At 67.1% G+C, this 17,666-nt stretch carries 18 protein-coding genes, 1 tRNA gene, 1 other RNA gene and 1 pseudogene; 10 read left to right on the top strand and 11 right to left on the bottom strand.

What is annotated here, in order from left to right; genetic code table 11:
* Entirely contained in the window at positions 1-990 is a 990-nt protein-coding gene (locus tag A5651_RS00100) for a DEDDh family exonuclease (protein ID WP_156662452.1), read from the bottom strand.
* A gap of 74 nt (positions 991-1,064) precedes the next feature.
* On the opposite strand from A5651_RS00100, the gene A5651_RS00095 reads away from it, so the two are divergent.
* The 3 genes from A5651_RS00095 (at position 1,065) to A5651_RS00085 (ending at position 3,972) form a co-directional block, all read left to right on the top strand.
* Positions 1,065-2,291 (top strand): MurT ligase domain-containing protein, encoded by a 1,227-nt coding sequence (locus A5651_RS00095; protein WP_066974359.1) that lies wholly within the window; start codon positions 1,065-1,067, stop codon positions 2,289-2,291.
* Positions 2,284-3,000 carry a type 1 glutamine amidotransferase gene (locus A5651_RS00090; protein ID WP_066974357.1) on the top strand — a complete coding sequence of 239 codons (717 nt, stop codon included), beginning with the start codon at positions 2,284-2,286 and terminating at the stop codon, positions 2,998-3,000. The genes A5651_RS00095 and A5651_RS00090 overlap by 8 nt, the downstream gene beginning before the upstream one ends.
* Before the next feature lie 117 nt (positions 3,001-3,117).
* Positions 3,118-3,972, top strand: a complete 855-nt coding sequence (locus A5651_RS00085) for a hypothetical protein (RefSeq protein ID WP_066974355.1) — start codon at positions 3,118-3,120, stop codon at positions 3,970-3,972.
* Between the two features lie 11 nt (positions 3,973-3,983).
* On the opposite strand, the gene recR is transcribed toward A5651_RS00085, so the two are convergent.
* Together recR and A5651_RS00075 are read right to left on the bottom strand one after the other, a co-directional pair.
* On the bottom strand, positions 3,984-4,595 hold the full coding sequence (recR, locus tag A5651_RS00080; RefSeq protein WP_066974353.1) for a recombination mediator RecR: 612 nt from the start codon (positions 4,593-4,595) through the stop codon (positions 3,984-3,986).
* Positions 4,596-4,928 carry a YbaB/EbfC family nucleoid-associated protein gene (locus A5651_RS00075; RefSeq protein ID WP_066974351.1) on the bottom strand — a complete coding sequence of 111 codons (333 nt, stop codon included), beginning with the start codon at positions 4,926-4,928 and terminating at the stop codon, positions 4,596-4,598.
* A 116-nt stretch (positions 4,929-5,044) separates the two neighbouring features.
* Between A5651_RS00075 and A5651_RS00070 the strand changes: the two genes are divergently transcribed.
* Positions 5,045-5,791: an Rv3717 family N-acetylmuramoyl-L-alanine amidase gene (locus A5651_RS00070; RefSeq protein ID WP_066974400.1), complete on the top strand. Its 747-nt coding sequence runs from the start codon at positions 5,045-5,047 to the stop codon at positions 5,789-5,791.
* On the opposite strand, the gene A5651_RS00065 is transcribed toward A5651_RS00070, so the two are convergent.
* Positions 5,788-6,228 carry an SRPBCC family protein gene (locus A5651_RS00065; protein ID WP_066974349.1) on the bottom strand — a complete coding sequence of 147 codons (441 nt, stop codon included), beginning with the start codon at positions 6,226-6,228 and terminating at the stop codon, positions 5,788-5,790. The genes A5651_RS00070 and A5651_RS00065 overlap by 4 nt on opposite strands.
* A gap of 62 nt (positions 6,229-6,290) precedes the next feature.
* Between A5651_RS00065 and A5651_RS00060 the strand changes: the two genes are divergently transcribed.
* Positions 6,291-7,670, top strand: a complete 1,380-nt coding sequence (locus tag A5651_RS00060) for an FAD-binding oxidoreductase (protein ID WP_066974347.1) — start codon at positions 6,291-6,293, stop codon at positions 7,668-7,670.
* A 92-nt stretch (positions 7,671-7,762) separates the two neighbouring features.
* A complete protein-coding gene (locus A5651_RS00055; RefSeq protein ID WP_066974345.1) occupies positions 7,763-9,082 on the top strand; it encodes a class I SAM-dependent methyltransferase in 1,320 nt (439 codons plus the stop codon).
* 4 nt (positions 9,083-9,086) lie between these two features.
* On the opposite strand, the gene A5651_RS00050 is transcribed toward A5651_RS00055, so the two are convergent.
* The 3 genes from A5651_RS00050 to ffs all read right to left on the bottom strand — a co-directional run bounded on the left by A5651_RS00050 (position 9,087) and on the right by ffs (position 12,412).
* Positions 9,087-10,883: a DNA polymerase III subunits gamma/tau gene (locus A5651_RS00050; protein ID WP_066974343.1), complete on the bottom strand. Its 1,797-nt coding sequence runs from the start codon at positions 10,881-10,883 to the stop codon at positions 9,087-9,089.
* Between the two features lie 125 nt (positions 10,884-11,008).
* The gene (locus A5651_RS00045; protein WP_066974341.1) at positions 11,009-12,283 is read right to left on the bottom strand and encodes an aminotransferase class I/II-fold pyridoxal phosphate-dependent enzyme; all 1,275 of its coding nucleotides are present in this window, start codon (positions 12,281-12,283) and stop codon (positions 11,009-11,011) included.
* Between the two features lie 34 nt (positions 12,284-12,317).
* Positions 12,318-12,412: signal recognition particle sRNA small type (gene ffs, locus A5651_RS00040), an RNA gene on the bottom strand.
* Between the two features lie 67 nt (positions 12,413-12,479).
* Here ffs and A5651_RS00035 point away from each other — a divergent pair.
* The 4 genes from A5651_RS00035 to A5651_RS00020 all read left to right on the top strand — a co-directional run bounded on the left by A5651_RS00035 (position 12,480) and on the right by A5651_RS00020 (position 15,629).
* Positions 12,480-12,565, top strand: a tRNA-Ser gene (locus A5651_RS00035).
* 73 nt (positions 12,566-12,638) lie between these two features.
* Positions 12,639-13,403, top strand: a complete 765-nt coding sequence (locus A5651_RS00030; RefSeq protein WP_066974340.1) for a hypothetical protein — start codon at positions 12,639-12,641, stop codon at positions 13,401-13,403.
* 71 nt (positions 13,404-13,474) lie between these two features.
* The gene (locus A5651_RS00025; protein ID WP_066974338.1) at positions 13,475-14,488 is read left to right on the top strand and encodes a S1C family serine protease; all 1,014 of its coding nucleotides are present in this window, start codon (positions 13,475-13,477) and stop codon (positions 14,486-14,488) included.
* A 67-nt stretch (positions 14,489-14,555) separates the two neighbouring features.
* Entirely contained in the window at positions 14,556-15,629 is a 1,074-nt protein-coding gene (locus A5651_RS00020) for a dihydrodipicolinate reductase (RefSeq protein ID WP_066974336.1), read from the top strand.
* Here A5651_RS00020 and A5651_RS00015 read toward each other — a convergent pair.
* The 4 genes and pseudogenes from A5651_RS00015 to A5651_RS25135 all read right to left on the bottom strand — a co-directional run.
* Entirely contained in the window at positions 15,626-15,904 is a 279-nt protein-coding gene (locus A5651_RS00015) for a hypothetical protein (protein ID WP_156662450.1), read from the bottom strand. The genes A5651_RS00020 and A5651_RS00015 overlap by 4 nt on opposite strands.
* A gap of 144 nt (positions 15,905-16,048) precedes the next feature.
* Entirely contained in the window at positions 16,049-16,474 is a 426-nt protein-coding gene (locus tag A5651_RS00010; RefSeq protein WP_066974333.1) for a hypothetical protein, read from the bottom strand.
* Positions 16,471-17,520, bottom strand: a complete 1,050-nt coding sequence (gene ligD / locus A5651_RS00005) for a non-homologous end-joining DNA ligase (RefSeq protein ID WP_066974331.1) — start codon at positions 17,518-17,520, stop codon at positions 16,471-16,473. The genes A5651_RS00010 and ligD overlap by 4 nt, the downstream gene beginning before the upstream one ends.
* Position 17,521: 1 nt before the next feature.
* Positions 17,522-17,666 (bottom strand): annotated as a pseudogene (locus A5651_RS25135) (ATP-dependent DNA ligase); the annotation flags it as partial.

Below are 17,666 nucleotides of genomic sequence, written 5' to 3'. Positions count from 1 at the left end.
CTAGAACAGGGTGTACTGGCCCCCGGTCAGGGTGTCGTCGACGAAGTCCTCGATGTCCGTCCCGCCGACCACGCCGCCGAGGCATTCCAGGAACTCGGCGTCGGACACCAGCGGCACGCCCAACTCGTTGGCCTGGTAGCCCTTGCCCTGCTCGGGCGCGGTTTCGTTGCAGATCACCAGCGACGTCTCGGGGTCGACGGCGTCGGTGTAGGCCAGGCCGGCGTGCAGGATGCGCTCGATGAGTTCCTCGTGGGTGCGCGACACCTCGGCCGACAACGCGATACGCATGCCCTGCACCAGCGGACGGCCTGCAACGAAGCGACCGGGGTTGAAATACGGGCACGGCAGCCGCGAGGCGACCATCTTGAGAGGACGCACCTCGTCGTGGGTGACCAGCCCGCTGGGCCAGCGCCGACGACCGACCGGCCGCAGCGGCAGCCAGACCTTGCGCTCGCGCGCCCGGACCAGCGCCGGTTTGAGGATCTGCGCCAGGACCAGCGCGTCGTCGAGGGCGTCGTGCGGTTTCATCTGGCTGATGCCCCAGTGCGCCGCCAGCGTCTCCAGCCGCATGTTGTCGACGTCGAGGTCGAGTCGACGGGCCAGCTCCACCGTGCACATCACCGAGTCGACGGGCAGCTCGACGGCGGCCAGCTCGGCCTCGGCGGCCAGGAACGAGTAGTCGAAGCCGACGTTGTGGGCCACCAGGGTGCGGCCGCGCAGCACTTCGATGAGCTCGTCCGCGACGTCGGCGAAGCACGGTTGACCTTCGAGCATTACCGCGGTCAGGCCGTGCACGTGCGTCGGCCCGGGATCAACACCGGGGTTCAGCAGGGTGGAGACGCTGCGCTCGACGTTGCCGTCATCGCCGACGGCGAGCGCGGCGACGCTGACGATGCGAGCCTGGCCCGGCCGGAAACCGGTCGTCTCGACGTCGACAACCGCCCAACCGTCGCCGGGCTCTGCGGCGGGCCGGCCCCACCTGTGGCTCACAAGCTCAGGATGGCACGGCGATCCGACAGGGCTTGACCGAGAAGGCTGCGTGTCGGCCACATAAAATGCACGGAATGGTCACCCCCCGCGGACGTATCGCGCTGGCGGCCGGATCCGCGGCACGCTGGTCGTCGCGGGTGACCGGCCGCGGCGCCGGCGCCATGATCGGCGGGCTCGTGGCGATGACGTTGGACAAATCCATCCTTAGCCAGCTCGGCCAGGGCCGTCGCACAGCGATCGTGACCGGCACAAACGGCAAGTCCACCACCACCGGCATGGTCGCGGCGGCGCTGGGCACGCTGGGACCCGTGGCGACCAACGCCGAGGGCGCCAACATGGATGCGGGCCTGGTGGCCGCCCTGGCGGCGGCGCGCGACGCCGAGCTGGCCGCGCTCGAGGTCGACGAGATGCATGTGCCGCATGTGGCCGATGCGGTCGACCCCGCGGTGATCGTGCTGTTGAACCTGTCGCGCGATCAGCTGGACCGGGTGGGTGAGATCAACCACATCGAGCGGACGCTGCGGGCTGGGCTCGCTCGTCATCCGAATACCGTCGTCGTGGCCAACTGCGACGACGTCTTGATGACGTCTGCGGCCTACGACAGCCCGAACGTGGTGTGGGTGGCCGCGGGCGGCAGCTGGGCCAACGATTCGGTGAGCTGTCCGCGCAGCGGCGAGATCATCGTTCGCGACGGGACGCATTGGTATTCGACGGGTACCGACTTCAAACGGCCTACCCCGCAGTGGTGGTACGACGACACCAAGATCTATGGACCCGACGGATTCTCGCTGCCGATGCGGCTGGCGCTGCCGGGAACGGTCAACCGCGGCAACGCCACCCAGGCGGTCGCCGCCGCGGTGGCGATGGGCGCGGACCCGGTTGCTGCGGTGGCGGCGGCGTCGACTGTGGACGAGGTCGCCGGCCGCTACAGCACCGTGCGCCTGGGTGCGCACACCGTGCGGATGTTGTTGGCCAAGAACCCGGCCGGCTGGCAGGAGGCGCTGTCTATGGTCGACACCGACGCGGGTTCGGTGGTGATCTCGGTCAACGGACAGGTGCCCGACGGCGAGGACCTGTCGTGGCTGTGGGACGTCAACTTCGAGCACTTCGTCAACCATCGTGTGGTGGCCGCCGGTGAACGCGGAACCGACCTCGCGGTGCGGTTGGGGTACGCGGGCGTCGAACATACGTTGGTGCACAACGCCGTTGAGGCGATCAAGTCGTGTCCGCCAGGACACGTCGAGGTGGTCGCGAACTACACGGCGTTCCTGGCGTTGAATCGAGCGCTGTCCATTGCGTGAGTCGGCGGTGCGGATCGGGCTGGTGCTGCCCGACGTGATGGGCACCTATGGTGACGGCGGCAACTCCGTGGTGCTGCGGCAGCGGTTGCGGTTGCGGGGAATCGACGCCGAAATCGTCAACATCACGCTCGACGACCCGGTGCCGTCGACGCTGGATCTCTACGCGCTTGGCGGTGCCGAGGATTATGCGCAGCGGCTCGCTACTCGCCACCTCATCCGCTATCCCGGCTTGCAGGAGGCGGCGGCGAAAGGTGCACCGGTGCTGGCGATCTGCGCGGCGATTCAGGTGCTGGGTCATTGGTATGAGACGTCGGCGGGTGAGCGGGTCGATGGCGTGGGGCTACTGGACCTGACGACGTCACCCCAGCCGAAGCGGACCATCGGTGAAGTCGTGAGCCAGCCGCTGCTGGCCGGCCTCACCGAAAAGCTGACCGGTTTCGAAAATCACCGTGGCGGAACGGTTTTGGGTGCAGATGCGCAGCCGCTGGCGCGGGTGGTCTCTGGTGCGGGCAACCGCGACGGCGACGGGGTCGACGGTGCGGTGCAGGGCAGCGTCGTCGCAACCTATCTGCACGGGCCGTGCCTGGCCCGCAATCCTCAGCTCGCCGATTACCTGCTGTCGCGCATCGTCGGCGAGCTGCCACCCCTGCAGCTGCCTGAGGTGGACCTGCTGCGCCGGGAACGACTCGCCGCCCCGCGCCGAGTTTGACGGCGGTCAGGCAGCGCCGGCCGCCGCGAAATCCGACTTTTGTCGACAACTACTCGCAGTTTCTCTACAAAAGTCGGGTTTGAACGATGTGTCGGTGCCCGGTTGCAGGATGACCTCATGGGTGCGGTCATATTGGGCGGCGAGGCCGTCGCGGCGGGCGTGGTGACGCGTCACGAACTAAGGCGCTGGTACAGGAACCTCTACCGCGGTGTGTACATCGAGAAGGACCGGGAGGCGTCTCTGCGAGACCGCGCGACGGGGGCGTGGCTCGCGTCGGGGCGCAAAGGGGTCATCGCGGGAGTTGCGGCATCGTCCCTTCATGGGGCCCCGTGGGTGGATCCGAGTGTCCCGATCGAACTTGTCGGCGCCAAATGCGTGCCCCAGGAGGGATTAATTCCGCGGACCGAACGTGTCGCTGAGGACGAGATCACCCGTATCGCAGGGCTTCCCGTGACGACCCGGGTTCGCACAGCCTTCGACCTCGGTCGTCACCTGGACAGACCGGAGGCGCTCGCGCGTTTGGACGCGCTCATGTGGAACCAGAGATTTTCGACCGACGCGGTGCTCGCGCTGACGAAGCGGTATCCGCGCGCCCGGGGCGTACGCCAACTCCGGGAACTGCTCCCGCTGGTCGACGGAGGCGCGGAATCTCCTCGCGAAAGCTCGACCCGGTTGTGGTTGCACGACGCAGGGTTTCCACGTCCGGAGACGCAGATACCGGTGCTGGCGGGCACCACGCAGCCGGTCGCTTGGCTCGACATGGGCTGGCGCGATTACATGGTCGCGGTCGAGTACGACGGGGATCACCACCGCAAAGACCGCAAGCAGTACGTCAAGGACATCGCACGGCTTCGGATGCTGGAAGCGCTGGGATGGATCGTCATTCGGGTCATCTCCGAGGACCACCCCCACGATTGGCTGGCCAGGGTGGAAGCCGCGCTGATCGAACGCGGCGGGAGTCTCGCGGCCTAGGTCAATGCCGACTAGGTCAGGGCGCGGCGGCCCGACAGCGCGCGGCCCAACGTCAGCTCGTCGGCGAACTCCAGGTCGCCGCCCATCGGCAGGCCCGACGCGATACGCGTCACCGTCAGCCCCGGAATGTCACGCAGCATCCGCACCAGATACGTGGCGGTCGCTTCCCCTTCGGTGTTCGGATCGGTCGCGATGATGACCTCGGCGATATCCACGCCGTCGACCCGCTCGCCAATCCTGTTCAGCAGCTCGCGAATTCGCAGTTGCTCTGGCCCGACCCCTGACAGCGGATCCAGCGCGCCACCCAAAACGTGGTAGCGGCCGCGGAATTCGCGCGTCCGCTCGACGGCCTGCACATCCTTGGGCTCCTCGACGACACACACCAGCGACGCGTCGCGGCGCGGGTCGGAGCAGATGCGGCAGCGGTCCTCGTCGGAGACGTTGCCGCAGACCGCGCAGAACTTGACGCCGTCACGCACCTTGTTCAGCACGGCCGTCAGCCGGTCGATGTCGGGCGGCTCGACCGACAGCAGGTGAAAGGCGATGCGCTGCGCGCTCTTCGGCCCGATGCCGGGCAGCTTGCCGAGCTCGTCGATCAGGTCCTGGACTGGTCCTTCAAACAACTACAGCCCCGGAATGCCCAGCTCGCCCGCGCCGCCGGCCAGCGGCCCCAGCCGTTCCTGGGCGAGCAGCGTGACCTGGCGCGCCGCATCGGCGTGCGCGCCGACGATCAGGTCCTGCAGCGTTTCGACGTCGTCGGGGTCGACGACCTTCGGATCGATCGACACCGCGACCACTTCGCCGCTGCCCTTCATGGTGACCTGGACCAGGCCGCCGCCAGCCTGCCCGTGCACCTCGGTGTTGGCGAGCTGCTCTTGGGCCTCCATCAGCTTCTGCTGTACCTGTTGCGCCTGTGCGAGCAGCGCCGACATGTCGGGCTGACCTCCGGGTTGCATGGCTGATCCCCTTGCGTGTTGATTACTACCTGGTCTCGACTTGGTTGCGCTCGCTTGTGCGCGGCGGTTTGGCCTTTCAAGCCTAGACTCCCAGCCGCTACCTTGACGCGGTGCACGTGTCAGCGATCCTGCGTGTCGGCGCGACCGCGGCTGCCTGCCTCGTCGTTGCGGCGTCGACGCTAGCCAGCCCCGCATCCGCCGCACCCGCCAACATCGCGGGCATGATCGTGTTCCTCGACCCCGGCCACAACGGCTCCAACGACAGCTCGATCAGCCGCCAGGTGCCAACCGGGCGCGGGGGCACCAAGAACTGCCAGGAAAGCGGCACGTCGACCAACGACGGCTACCCCGAACACACCTTCACCTGGGACACCACGCTGCGGATCCGGCAGCAGCTGACGGCACTCGGCGTGCGGACCGCGATGTCGCGCGGCAACGACACCGGCCTGGGACCCTGCGTCGACGAGCGCGCGGCGATGGCCAATGCGCTGCACCCCAACGCCATCGTCAGCATCCACGCCGACGGCGGCCCGCCCACCGGGCGGGGATTCCATGTGCTGTACTCGTCGCCGCCGCTGAACCAGGTACAGGCCGGACCCTCGGTGCAGTTCGCCCAGACCATGCGTGACCAGCTACGGGCCTCGGGGCTGGTGCCCTCGACCTACGTCGGAACCGACGGCCTGAATCCGCGCTCCGATATCGCTGGCCTGAATTTGGCCCAGTACCCGTCGGTTCTCGTCGAGCTCGGCAACATGAAAAACCCGGCCGACACTGGCCTGATCACCAGCCCCGAGGGCAGGCAGAAATACGCCGACGCCGTGGTACGCGGGATTGCGGGCTTTTTGGGCGCTCAGCCGCGCTAGCTGCCCTCGACAGCCTTCTTCAGGTTCTCCAGCACCTCGGACTGGATCTTGCGAAGCCCCAGCGGCGCGAACGTCTTCTCGAAGAAGCCGCCGATGCCACCCGCACCCTGCCAGGAGGTCTTGACGGTGACCGACGATCCCGCCCCTGCGGGTGCGACGGTCCAGTTGGTGACCATCGAGCTGTTGGCGTCCTTCTCGATGACGGTGTGGCCCGCGACGTCGACCTGCGCCTTGACGTCGCGCACCCGCGACTTGGTGGCCTGCAATTTCCAGCTCGCCACGGTGCCCGCACCCTGACCGCCCTCGATCACGCGGTAGTCGCGGTAGTGATCGGAGAGGATCTTCGGCCGCACCGTTGTGTAATCCGCCACAGCAGCCAACACTTTCTCCGGCGCTGCGTCGATCAAGACGCTGCTCGCCGCGCTGACCTGTCCCATCAGGTGACTCCCCTCGTCGTGATGCGGTCGCATCGGCCGCAACCGCGGACTAGCGTATATGCGTGTCTGTTCCGGCAACCGACGCACGTGCTGCCCACGCCGCCGGCGTACAGCGGCTCCTCGCCAGCTACCGTGCCATCCCCCCGACGGCCACTGTCCGCCTGGCCAAACCGACCTCGAACCTGTTTCGCGCCCGCGCGAAAAACGACGCCAAGGGCCTGGACGTCTCGGGCCTCACCGGCGTCATCGAGGTCGATCCCGAGGCGCGCACCGCCGACGTAGCGGGCATGTGCACCTATGAGGACCTCGTCGCAGCCACACTGCCCTACGGAATGTCGCCGCTGGTCGTCCCGCAGCTGAAGACCATCACACTCGGCGGCGCGGTCACCGGGCTCGGCATCGAATCGGCGTCGTTCCGCAACGGCCTGCCGCACGAGTCGGTGCTCGAGATGGACATCCTCACCGGCACCGGTGACGTCGTCACCGCAAGACGCGATCTATGCTCGGATCTTTTCCATGCGTTCCCGAATTCGTATGGGACGCTGGGCTATTCGGTGCGGCTGAAGATCGAGCTGGAACCGGTCAAGCCGTTTGTGGCGCTGCGGCACCTGCGATTTCATTCGCTGCAGGAGCTGGTGGCGGCGATGGACCGCATCATCGAGACCGGGGGTATCGACGGCACCCCGATCGACTACCTCGACGGCGTGGTGTTCAGCGCCGAGGAGAGCTACCTGTGCGTCGGCATCAAGACCTCCACGCCGGGGCCCGTCAGCGACTACACCGGCCAACATATCTACTACCGCTCGATCCAGCACGAGGGCGGGGAAAAGCACGACCGGCTCACCATTCACGATTACCTCTGGCGCTGGGACACCGACTGGTTCTGGTGCTCGCGTGCATTCGGCGCACAGAACCCCAAGATCCGTCGTCTGTGGCCGCGGCGCTTACGGCGCAGCAGCTTCTACTGGAAGTTGATCGCCTACGACCAGCGCTTCAACGTCGCCGACCGGATCGAGAAGCGCAATGGCAGGCCGCCTTTGGAGCGGGTGGTGCAGGACGTCGAGGTGCCGATCGAGCGGTGCGTCGAGTTCCTCGACTGGTTCTTGACCAATGTGCCGATCGAGCCGATATGGCTGTGCCCGCTTCGGTTGCGCGACGAGGCCGGTTGGCCCCTGTACCCGATCCGGCCGCACCATACCTACGTCAATGTCGGCTTCTGGTCGTCGGTACCCGTCGGCCCGGAACCCGGGCACACCAACAAGCTCATCGAACGCAAGGTCAGCGAGCTGGACGGCCACAAATCGCTGTATTCCGACGCTTTTTATTCTCCAGACGAGTTCGACGATCTATACGGCGGGGAAGCGTATAAAACTGTGAAGAAGACATACGACCCCGATTCACGGCTGCTGGATCTGTATGCAAAGGCGGTGCAACGGCGATGAGGGCTTGCCCGAAGAGCGAAGGACTGCGATGAGGGCTTGCCCGAAGAGCGAAGGACTGCGATGAGGGCTTGCCCGAAGAGCGGAGGACTGCGATGACGACCTACAAAGAGCACACGACGCCCGCGTCTTCGGCCAAAAAGCTGACCCTGGCCGAGATACTAGAGATTTTCGCGGCGGGCGGCGAATTCCCGCTCAAGTTCAGCGCGTACGACGGAAGCAGCGCCGGCCCTGAGGACGCCACGCTCGGTCTGGATTTGTTGACGCCGCGCGGCACAACGTATCTCGCAACGGCGCCTGGCGAGCTGGGGCTGGCCCGTGCCTACGTCTCCGGCGATGTCGAGCCGCACGGTGTGCACCCCGGCGATCCCTACGAGCTGCTGCGTGCACTCGCCGACAAGATGGACTTCAAGCGGCCACCTGCACGGGTGCTGGCCCAGATCGTGCGCTCCATCGGCATCGAGCACCTGAAGCCGATCGCGCCGCCGCCGCAGGAAGCGTTGCCGCGGTGGCGTCGTATCGCAGAGGGCTTGCGGCACAGCAAGTCTCGCGACGCCGAGGCGATCCACCATCACTATGACGTGTCGAACGCGTTCTACGAGTGGGTGCTCGGCCCGTCGATGACCTACACCTGCGCGTGCTATCCGCACCCGGACGCCACGCTGGAAGACGCGCAGGAGAACAAGTACCGGCTGGTGTTCGAGAAGCTGCGGCTGTCGCCCGGCGACCGACTGCTCGACGTGGGCTGCGGCTGGGGCGGCATGGTCCGCTACGCCGCGCGCCGCGGGGTCAAGGCAATCGGGGTCACGCTGTCGGGGGAGCAGGCGACGTGGGCGCAGAAGGCGATCGCCGATGAGGGCCTCACCGACCTCGCCGAGGTCCGCCACGGCGACTACCGCGACGTCACCGAAGCTGGTTTCGATGCCGTGTCGTCTATCGGGCTGACCGAACACATTGGCGTGCACAACTACCCGTCATATTTCGGCTTCCTGCAGTCGAAGTTGCGCACCGGTGGGCTGTTGCTCAACCACTGCATCACCCGTCACGACAACCGCAGCGGCGCAACGGCTGGCGGCTTTATAGACCGTTACGTCTTTCCCGACGGCGAACTGACCGGCTCCGGCCGGATCATCACCGAGGCGCAGGACGTCGGCTTCGAGGTGGTGCACGAGGAGAACCTGCGCAACCACTACGCGTTGACGTTGCGTGACTGGTGCCGCAATCTGGTCGAGCATTGGAACGAAGCCGTAGCCGAGGTGGGTCTGCCCACCGCCAAGGTGTGGGGCCTCTACATGGCGGGGTCACGGCTGGGCTTCGAGACGAACGTCATTCAGCTGCACCAGGTTCTGGCGGTGAAGCTCGACGAGCGCGGTAACGACGGCGGGCTGCCGTTGCGGCCGTGGTGGACGCCGTAGGCGGTCAGCCGCCGTCGATACGCCGGGCGCCGAGCTCATTCTGCAGAAGCTCGAGCGCGGCTTCCTCCGGATCGCGTCGCACGGTTTCGGAGGTGTCGCTGCCGGCTTCGGCCAGCATGCTGTCCTCCTCGTCGCGCTGAACCTGGGTGGCCCCAGCGTGCGTCGATGTCGCCGAAGGACTTTCGGCGGGTAAGCCGACCTCGAAGCGCACCTTCAAGCCCACGCCCAGCGCATCCTTCAGGGCCTCCTCGACGACGTCGGCGTTGCGCTGCTCGTTCAGCCGCTTCGCCAGCGGCGCCGACTCGTGGGTGAGCATCAGCGTGCCGCCGTCGACGGTGCGCACGACGGCACCGGCCAGCATCACCGCCAACGAGCGGCTGCGTTCGCGCACCTTGTCCAGCACGGTGGACCACTGCCTGCGGATGGCGGCAGCGTCCGGCTCACCGGTGACGGCTGGTGCCGGCGGTGCCACCACCACCGGGTCCGAAGGCGGACGTACCGGCGGCGGAGACGGCGGTGTCGGTTCAGGCTCGGGGGCCGGCTTCGGCGGCTCTACCGGCTCCGGTGGCGCGGCGGCCTTGCTCTTGCGGGTGAACTGCTTGGACTGCGCGGACGTCGCGGGTGCGGTGCCGTCGCTGGGAATCGACATGTCCAGCCGCGTCTCGATGCGCTCGATCCGTTGCAGCAGAGCCGATTCCGTGTCGCTTGCCGACGGCAGCAGCAGCCGGGCGCACACCACTTCGAGGAGCAACCGCGGAGCGGTGGCGCCGCGCATTTCGCCGAGGCCCGCGTGCACGACTTCGGCGTAGCGCGTCAACGTGCCCGCGCCGATGCGGGCCGCCTGATCGCGCATCCGCTCCAGCACGTCACCGGGTGCGTCGACGACTCCGCGGGCGACCGCGTCGGGCACGGCCTGCAGCACGATCAGGTCCCGGAAGCGTTCCAGCAGATCGGTGGCGAACCGGCGCGGGTCGTGGCCGGCGTCGATGACCGCTTCGACGGCGCCGAACAATGCCGCGGCGTCGCCCGCGGACAACGCGTCGACGGCGTCGTCGATCAACGCGACGTCGGTGGCACCCAGCAGCGCAAGCGCCCTGGGATAGGCGACATGGTTGTCGTCGGCGCCGGCCAACAGCTGGTCGAGCACCGAGAGGGTGTCGCGGGGCGAGCCGCCACCCGCACGAATCACCAACGGGTACACCGTCTCGTCGACCTGCACCCCCTCCTGCTCGCAGATTCGCTCGAGCAGGCTGTGCATCGTCCGCGGAGCCAGCAGCCGGAACGGATAGTGATGAGTGCGCGACCGAATGGTGGGCAGCACCTTCTCGGGCTCGGTGGTCGCGAAGACGAAGATCAGGTGCTCAGGCGGCTCCTCGACGATCTTCAGCAGCGCGTTGAAACCGGCGGTGGTCACCATGTGCGCTTCGTCGACGATGAAGATGCGGTAGCGCGACTGCGCGGGCGCGTAGAACGCGCGATCGCGGAGCTCTCGAGTGTCGTCGACGCCGCCGTGGCTGGCCGCGTCAAGCTCGACCACGTCGACGCTGCCCGGCCCATTGGGCGCCAACGCGACACACGAATCGCAGACACCGCATGGCGTCGCGGTCGGGCCCTGCTCACAGTTCAGCGAGCGGGCCAGGATCCGCGCCGACGACGTCTTACCGCAACCCCGCGGGCCGGAGAACAGGTAGGCGTGGTTGATGCGACCGGCCGTCAACGCCGTCGACAGCGGCTCGGTGACATGCTCCTGTCCGACGACGTCTGCGAAGGTCGACGGTCGGTACTTGCGGTAGAGCGCCACGCCCAGCAGGCTACCGAGCCGGTCCGACGGTCGGGCAGGCCGCTACTCCTCGGCTCATTTGTGAATCTGACGACGATTTTTGCGGTTTTGCGTCGTCAGGTTCACAAACGAGCGCAGCGGCGGGGCTAGGTCTTGAGCAGAGCCTCGGAAGCGGCGAGCAGCGCGCAAGTGGCCAGGCCGTGGATGGCCTCGCGCAGGTCGGGTAGCGACGGGAACGTCGGCGCGATGCGGATGTTCTTGTCGTCAGGGTCTTTCCGATACGGGAACGACGCCCCGGCCTCGGTGACGGCGATGCCGGCGTCCTTCGCCAGCGACACCGTGCGCTTCGCGGTGCCCGGCCACACATCGAGGTTGACGAAGTAGCCGCCCTTCGGGTCTGTCCACGATGCGATCTTCGACTCGCCCAGGCGGTCTTCGAGAATCTCCTGCACCAGCGCGAACTTCGGGGCGAGCAATTGCTGGTGGCGCTGCATCTGCAGTCGCACGCCGTCGGCGTCCTTGAAGAAGCGCAGATGACGGAGCTGGTTGACCTTGTCGGGCCCGATCGATTTCTTGCCGGCGTGCTGCAGGTACCACGCGATGTTGGCCAGCGAACCACCGAAGAAACTGACGCCCGCACCGGCAAAGGTGATCTTCGACGTGGAGGCGAACACGTACGGCCTGTTCTGATTGCCCGCCGCGGCGGCCAGCCCCAGCACGTCGATCTGCTGCACGGCGTCGTGGGTGAGGGTGTGCACCGCATACGCGTTGTCCCAGAACAACCGGAAATCGGATGCGGCGGTACGCATCTGGACCAGCCGTCGCACCTTCTCCCAGGAGAAGGTCACCCCGGTCGGGTTGGAGAACACCGGCACGCACCACATCCCTTTGATGGCGGGATCGGCGGCGACGAGCTCTTCGATCAGATCGACATCGGGCCCGTCCTCGAGCATCGGGATGTTGATCATCTCGATGCCGAGGCTCTCGGTGATCGCGAAATGCCGGTCATAGCCGGGCACCGGACACAGGAACTTGACGACCGGTTCGGCGCTCCACGGCTTCGGCGAATCGACGCCGCCGTGCAGCAGCGAGAAGACCACCACGTCGTGCATCAGCTCGAGGCTGGCGTTATTGCCCGCGATCAGGTTCTGCACCGGAATTCCGAGTAACTCGCCGAAGATGGCGCGCAGTTCGGGCAGGCCGTGCACGCCGCCGTAATTGCGGGTGTCGGTGCCCTCGCCGTCCCGAAAGTCGTCCCCCGGCAGGCTCAGCAGCCGGTTCGACAGGTCCAGCTGTGCCGGGGACGGCTTGCCGCGGGTCAGATCGAGCTTGAGCTGCTTGGCCTGCAGGTCGGCGTAGTCGGACTTCTGCGACTCGTGCTGCGCCTGCAATTCCGCGCTACTGAGCGACTGAAACGACACAGTGGGTCCTCGATCTGGGTCCTCAATGCTTGACAGAAGGGGACCCCGCGCACCCGACAGAGCCCATTGACCCTTGCTGCCTTCCGGCCCTGGGGGAGTTCACAGGATAGACGCCGCGCGGGGTCCACGGCGAGTGTAATACGTGGTCGCCAACGGCTTGGACCGGTGCATGGGCAGGTCGGCTACCATGGCCCGCGGAGGATTCGCCTAGTGGCCTATGGCGCTCGCCTGGAACGCGGGTTGGGTTAATAGCCCTCGCGGGTTCAAATCCCGCATCCTCCGCACTCGGTCCGAGGGGCGACCACGGGGGCCTCACCGGCTGGTCGCCTCTCGGCCCAGAATCTGGAGGAGGAGTATGAGCCGCAAAGTTGCGGTGGCCTGGCACGCGCTGTTCTCGATCGCGGCCGGCGTCTTGTACTTCTTCTTCGTCATTCCGCGCTGGCCCGAGCTGATGGGCTCGACGTCTCACACGCTGGGCACCGTGCTGCGCATCGTGGCTGGCGCGCTGATTGGCACGGCGGCGCTGCCGGTGGTGTTCACGCTGCTGCGCACGCGCAAGCCCGAGCTCGGCACGCCGCAGCTTGCGCTGAGCCTGCGGGCCTCGTCGATCGTGCTGCACGTGCTGGCCGGAGTTCTCATCGTCGGCGCCGCGATCAGCGAGATCTGGGTCAGTCTCGACAGCGCCGGCCGCTGGCTGTTCGGCATCTACGGCGCCGCCGCCGCGATCGCCCTGCTCGGCATCGCCGCGTTCTATCTGGCGTTCGTCGCCGAACTACCACCGCCACCACCCAAACCGCTCAAGCCGAAAGCGGAGAAGAAGCAGCGCCGCAGGCGCCGCGAGACCGCCGAGAAGGCAGACGAGACCCCCGAGCCCGAGGCTGATCAAACCGAGGCCGACGAAACCGGGGAAGACGAAGTCACCGCCGAGTCGAGCGCCGCGACCGAGGCGAGCGAGACCGCCGAAACGTCGGAAACCACCGATGAGACCGATGTCACGGAGACCGCCGAAAAGCCCGAGGACGACGCGACCGAGGGGGGCCTGCGCAACCGTCGCTCATCAGGCAAGATCGGTCTGCGAAAGCGCCGGCGGTCACGCGGCGGCGTCGCCGTCGACGATTAGCCTCGCGTCGACAGGGTAAGAACTCATTGCCACGATGTAATGAGAACTCTCCCACGTCCGAAAGCTCACATATGGCCCGCATGCACCCGTTTCGCCTGCTGATTGCGCTCGTCGCCGTGATGGCACTGGTAGCGCCGATCCGCCCGGCGATCGCCTCTGCGGCGCCGCTGGACGCGGCGATCAGCGCCGTCGAACCTGCCGTCGTCCAGATCGACACGACGATCGACTACCAGCACGCCATCGGTGCGGGCACCGGCTTTCTGCTGAACCCGAACGGCGAGGTGTTGACCAACTTCCACGTGGTTCAGGGCGCCGACGTCATCACCGGGCACAACGTCGGCACCGGTCAGTCGTTCGGTGCGGACCTGATCGGCTACGACCGCACCCACGACATCGCGCTGATCCAGCTGCGCGGCGCCTCGGGGCTGCCGGTCGCGCCACTGGGCAACTCCGGGTCGATCACCATCGGTGAACCCGCGGTGGCCATCGGTAACGCGAACCCCGGCGGTCCACCCACGCATGAACCCGGCGCCATCACCCGGCTCGACCGCACGATCGATGCCAAGGACGCGCTGACGGGCAGCTCCGACCAACTCACAGGCCTGATCGAGGTCGCCGCGCCGGTCCGCGCCGGGGATTCCGGCGGGCCGCTGGTCAATGGCGCCGGCCAAGTGATCGGCGTGATCACCGCCGCCACGGTGAACTACCGGTTCGCCCCGGGTGGGAAGGGCTTCGCGATCCCCCTCAACCAGGCGCTCGGCATCGCCGACCAGATCCGGTCGCGCACACCGTCTGACACCGTGCACGTCGGCCCGCCCACCCTGCTCGGCGTCGGCGTGGCCGCGGGTGACCAGGACGCCGAAGTGCCCGGCGTCGTCATCCGGGAAGCGCTGCGGGGCGGCCCTGCCGCGCAGGCCGGCCTCGTCAACGGGGACGTGCTCACCGCCATCGACGGCACACCGCTGGACTCCGCGACCGCCCTCACCCGGCTTCTGGACCGGCACTACCCAGGCGACGTCATCGAGCTGACCTGGATCGACCGAGGCGGCCAGCAGCGCACCGCCAAGGCCACACTGACCGCCTGACCGCAACCGTCAATTTCGTGGCCGAAAGCCACCGCTGAAACCGGGCCCGCTTCCCTATGCTGAGCGAGTGCCAAACACCACGCCTTATCGGGTCGTCCAATGGACGACGGGAAACGTCGGAAAAAGCTCGGTCGAAGCGATCATGAACAACCCCACATACGAACTCATCGGCTGCTACGCCTGGTCGAAGAACAAGGACGGAGTCGATGTGGGCGAGCTCGTCGGAATCGACCCGCTCGGCGTCAAGGCCACCAGCGACGTCGACGCGCTGCTGGCACTGAAACCCGACTGCGTGGTCTACAACCCGATGTGGATTGACGTCGACGAGCTGGTCCGGATCCTGTCGGCGGGGGTGAACGTCGTGACGTCGGCCTCGTTCATCACCGGGCACAACCTCGGCGACGGCCGCGACCGCATCGAGCAGGCATGCAAGGCTGGCAACTCGACGATCTTCGGGTCGGGCGTCAGCCCCGGCTTCGCCGATGTGCTGGCCATCGTGGCGGCGTCGGCCTGCGACCGCGTCGACAAGGTGATCATCGCCGAATCCGCCGACACCACGCTGTATGACTCACCCGACACCGAACGGCCGGCCGGCTTCGGCGTCCCGATCGACGATCCGAACCTGGGGCCGATGGCCGCCCACGGCACCGCGGTGTTCGAAGAGGCCGTGCGGCTGGTCGCCGACTCGCTGGGCGTCGAGCTCGACGAGGTGGTGTGCGAAACCGAGTACGCGCAGACCACCGAGGATCTCACGATGGCCTCGTGGACGATCCCGGCCGGCCACGTGGCGGGCGTGTTCGCCAGTTGGCAGGGACGCGTCGGCGGCAAGACAATCGTCGACCTCAACGTGCGGTGGCGTAAGGGTCAGACGCTGGAGCCCGATTGGAAGCTCGACGGCGACGGCTGGAAGATCACGATCGAGGGCCGGCCGACCGTCACCATGCAAGTGGGTTTCCTGCCGCCGCCGGACATGATCGAGAACATGAAGTCGATCGAAGATCTCTTTGTCATCGGTCACATCATGACGGCGATGCCGCCGATCCACGCGATTCCCGCCGTCGTCGCCGCGGCGCCCGGGATAGCGACCTACAACGATCTGCCGCTACCCCAGGCGCGTGGCGTGGTCCCGACGGCCCGCTAGATGCAGGCGCTGCCCTGGACGTAACCGAACGGGCCCTGCACGCCGACGCAGGCGTCGACGGGATCCCAGTGGCGGGGTCCGGGGTCGTCCCACCACCAGTCGTCGTGGCCGTGGCCATGGCCGTGGCCGGGCCCGTTCTCGGCGATGTACTGGGGACCGGCGGTGACCGGGGTCGCAGGCGTCGCGTGGGCTACCCCTGCGCTCACACCGACGGCGCCCAACGCCATCCCAGCGGATAGAAAAACACCCGCGGCAACTGCTTTCAGATCGATCACACTAATCTCCTCGGCATCTTTCCTACGGTGCAAGGCGCCGGATACCGTTTGGCGCGCCCCGTCGGCCAAAGAGGTTGCAAATACCCATCTTCCGGCGTCCGCAGACCACTATAACCGTCCCCGCGGACGCACGCTCAGCGGGGCCTATCCCACCGCCTGCGTCACCGACGCCTGCAGCCGCGCACCGTGCGGCCCTTCGAGCGGCACGTCCGCCAGCACGCGGGCCTGGCCGCCACGGATGGTGAAGTCGCCGGTCTGCGGCTGTTGGCCGCCGGTGACCTGGTAGATCACCTTGATCTCGTTGTCCGGCAGCGGATGAAAGCCGACGTACTTCGGTTCGATGCGGTATTTGTAGACGCATCCGGCCGGGCCTTTGCATGTCTGCTCGGTCACTATGACGCCGATCCGGAACTCGGCCGGTGTCGGCACCTGCGGTCGTTGCGGGGGCGGTGAAGAAGGCTGTGCCGCAACGGGTGTGCGCGGCTCGGCTGTCAGCACGCCGATGGTCGTGCCGACACCGGCCACGACCACCGCCAAGACACCTATCGCCACGATCACGCGACGGGTCATCGGCGCGGGTTTCCCTCATCATCCCAGTTCGAGGCGACCTTCTTGCTGGGTTGCACCCGGGGTGGCTCGCCGGGCATCTTCGGGTAGTTCGGCGGGTACGGCAAATCACCGAGCCCGCGGTCCTCGTCGGCCTTGGCCATGTCCAGCAGCTGGTCAATCGACTGGGCGACCGCGTCGAGCTCAGCCATGGCGTCACCGCGTTTCTTCACCAGGTCCGGCACGGTGGCGATGGTGTAGTCGTCGGGTTCGGCATCGCGCAGCTCGTCCCAGGTCAGCGGCATCGACACCGTGGCGATCGGGGTCTTGCGCGCCGAGTACGCCGAGGCGAATGTCCGGTCGCGCGCGTTCTGGTTGTAGTCGATGAACATCCGCTCGCCCCGCTCCTCCTTCCACCACGACGTGGTGACCGCATCGGGTGCCCGTCGCTCGACTTCGCGGGCCAACGCGATGCCGGCCCGTCGCACCGCGATGAAGTCCCAATCGGGTTTGATGCGCAGAAACACATGCACACCGCGACCACCGGAGGTCTTCGGGAAACCGACGAGCCCCAGCTCGTCGAGCAACGGCTTGAGCACGTCGACCGCGATCGCGCTGGCCTCGCTGAAACCCGTGCCCGGCTGCGGGTCGAGGTCGATGCGGAGCTCATCGGGGTGCTCGGTGTCCGGGCAGCGCACCTGCCACGGATGCAGCGTGATGGTGCCCATCTGCGCGGCCCACACGATGGCCGAGGGGTGAGTCACCTTGAGCGCGTCGGCAGTTCGGCCCGATGGGAACGTCACCAGGCAGGTCTCTAGATAGTCGGGACGCTTCTGCGGCACCCGCTTCTGGTAGATCTCCTCGCCGTCGATGCCGTCGGGGAACCGCTGCAGATGGGTGGGACGGTCGCGCAGCGCTGTCAGCATGGGGCCGTTCGCGACGGCCATGTAGTACTCGACCAGCTTGCGTTTCGTCCCGTTGCGGCCCAGCTTCGGGAAGTAGACCTTGTCGGGGTTCGTCAGCCGCACCTTGACCCCGGCGACATCGAGTTCTTCTGCAGGCGTAGGCATTTCAGGACTCCAGGACGTCGTAGAGGTCATAGTTCACCGGCACGTCGAGCTGGTCGAAGGTACAGCTGTGCGGATCGCGGTCGGGCCGCCAGCGGATGAACTTCACGGCATGCCGGAACCGTTGGCCTTCCATGTGGTCATAGGCG

Origin of the sequence: Mycobacterium sp. 1274761.0 (genome assembly GCF_001668615.1) — a bacterium.
Lineage (GTDB): Bacteria > Actinomycetota > Actinomycetes > Mycobacteriales > Mycobacteriaceae > Mycobacterium.
This window is presented reverse-complemented; position numbering and strand designations above follow the sequence as displayed.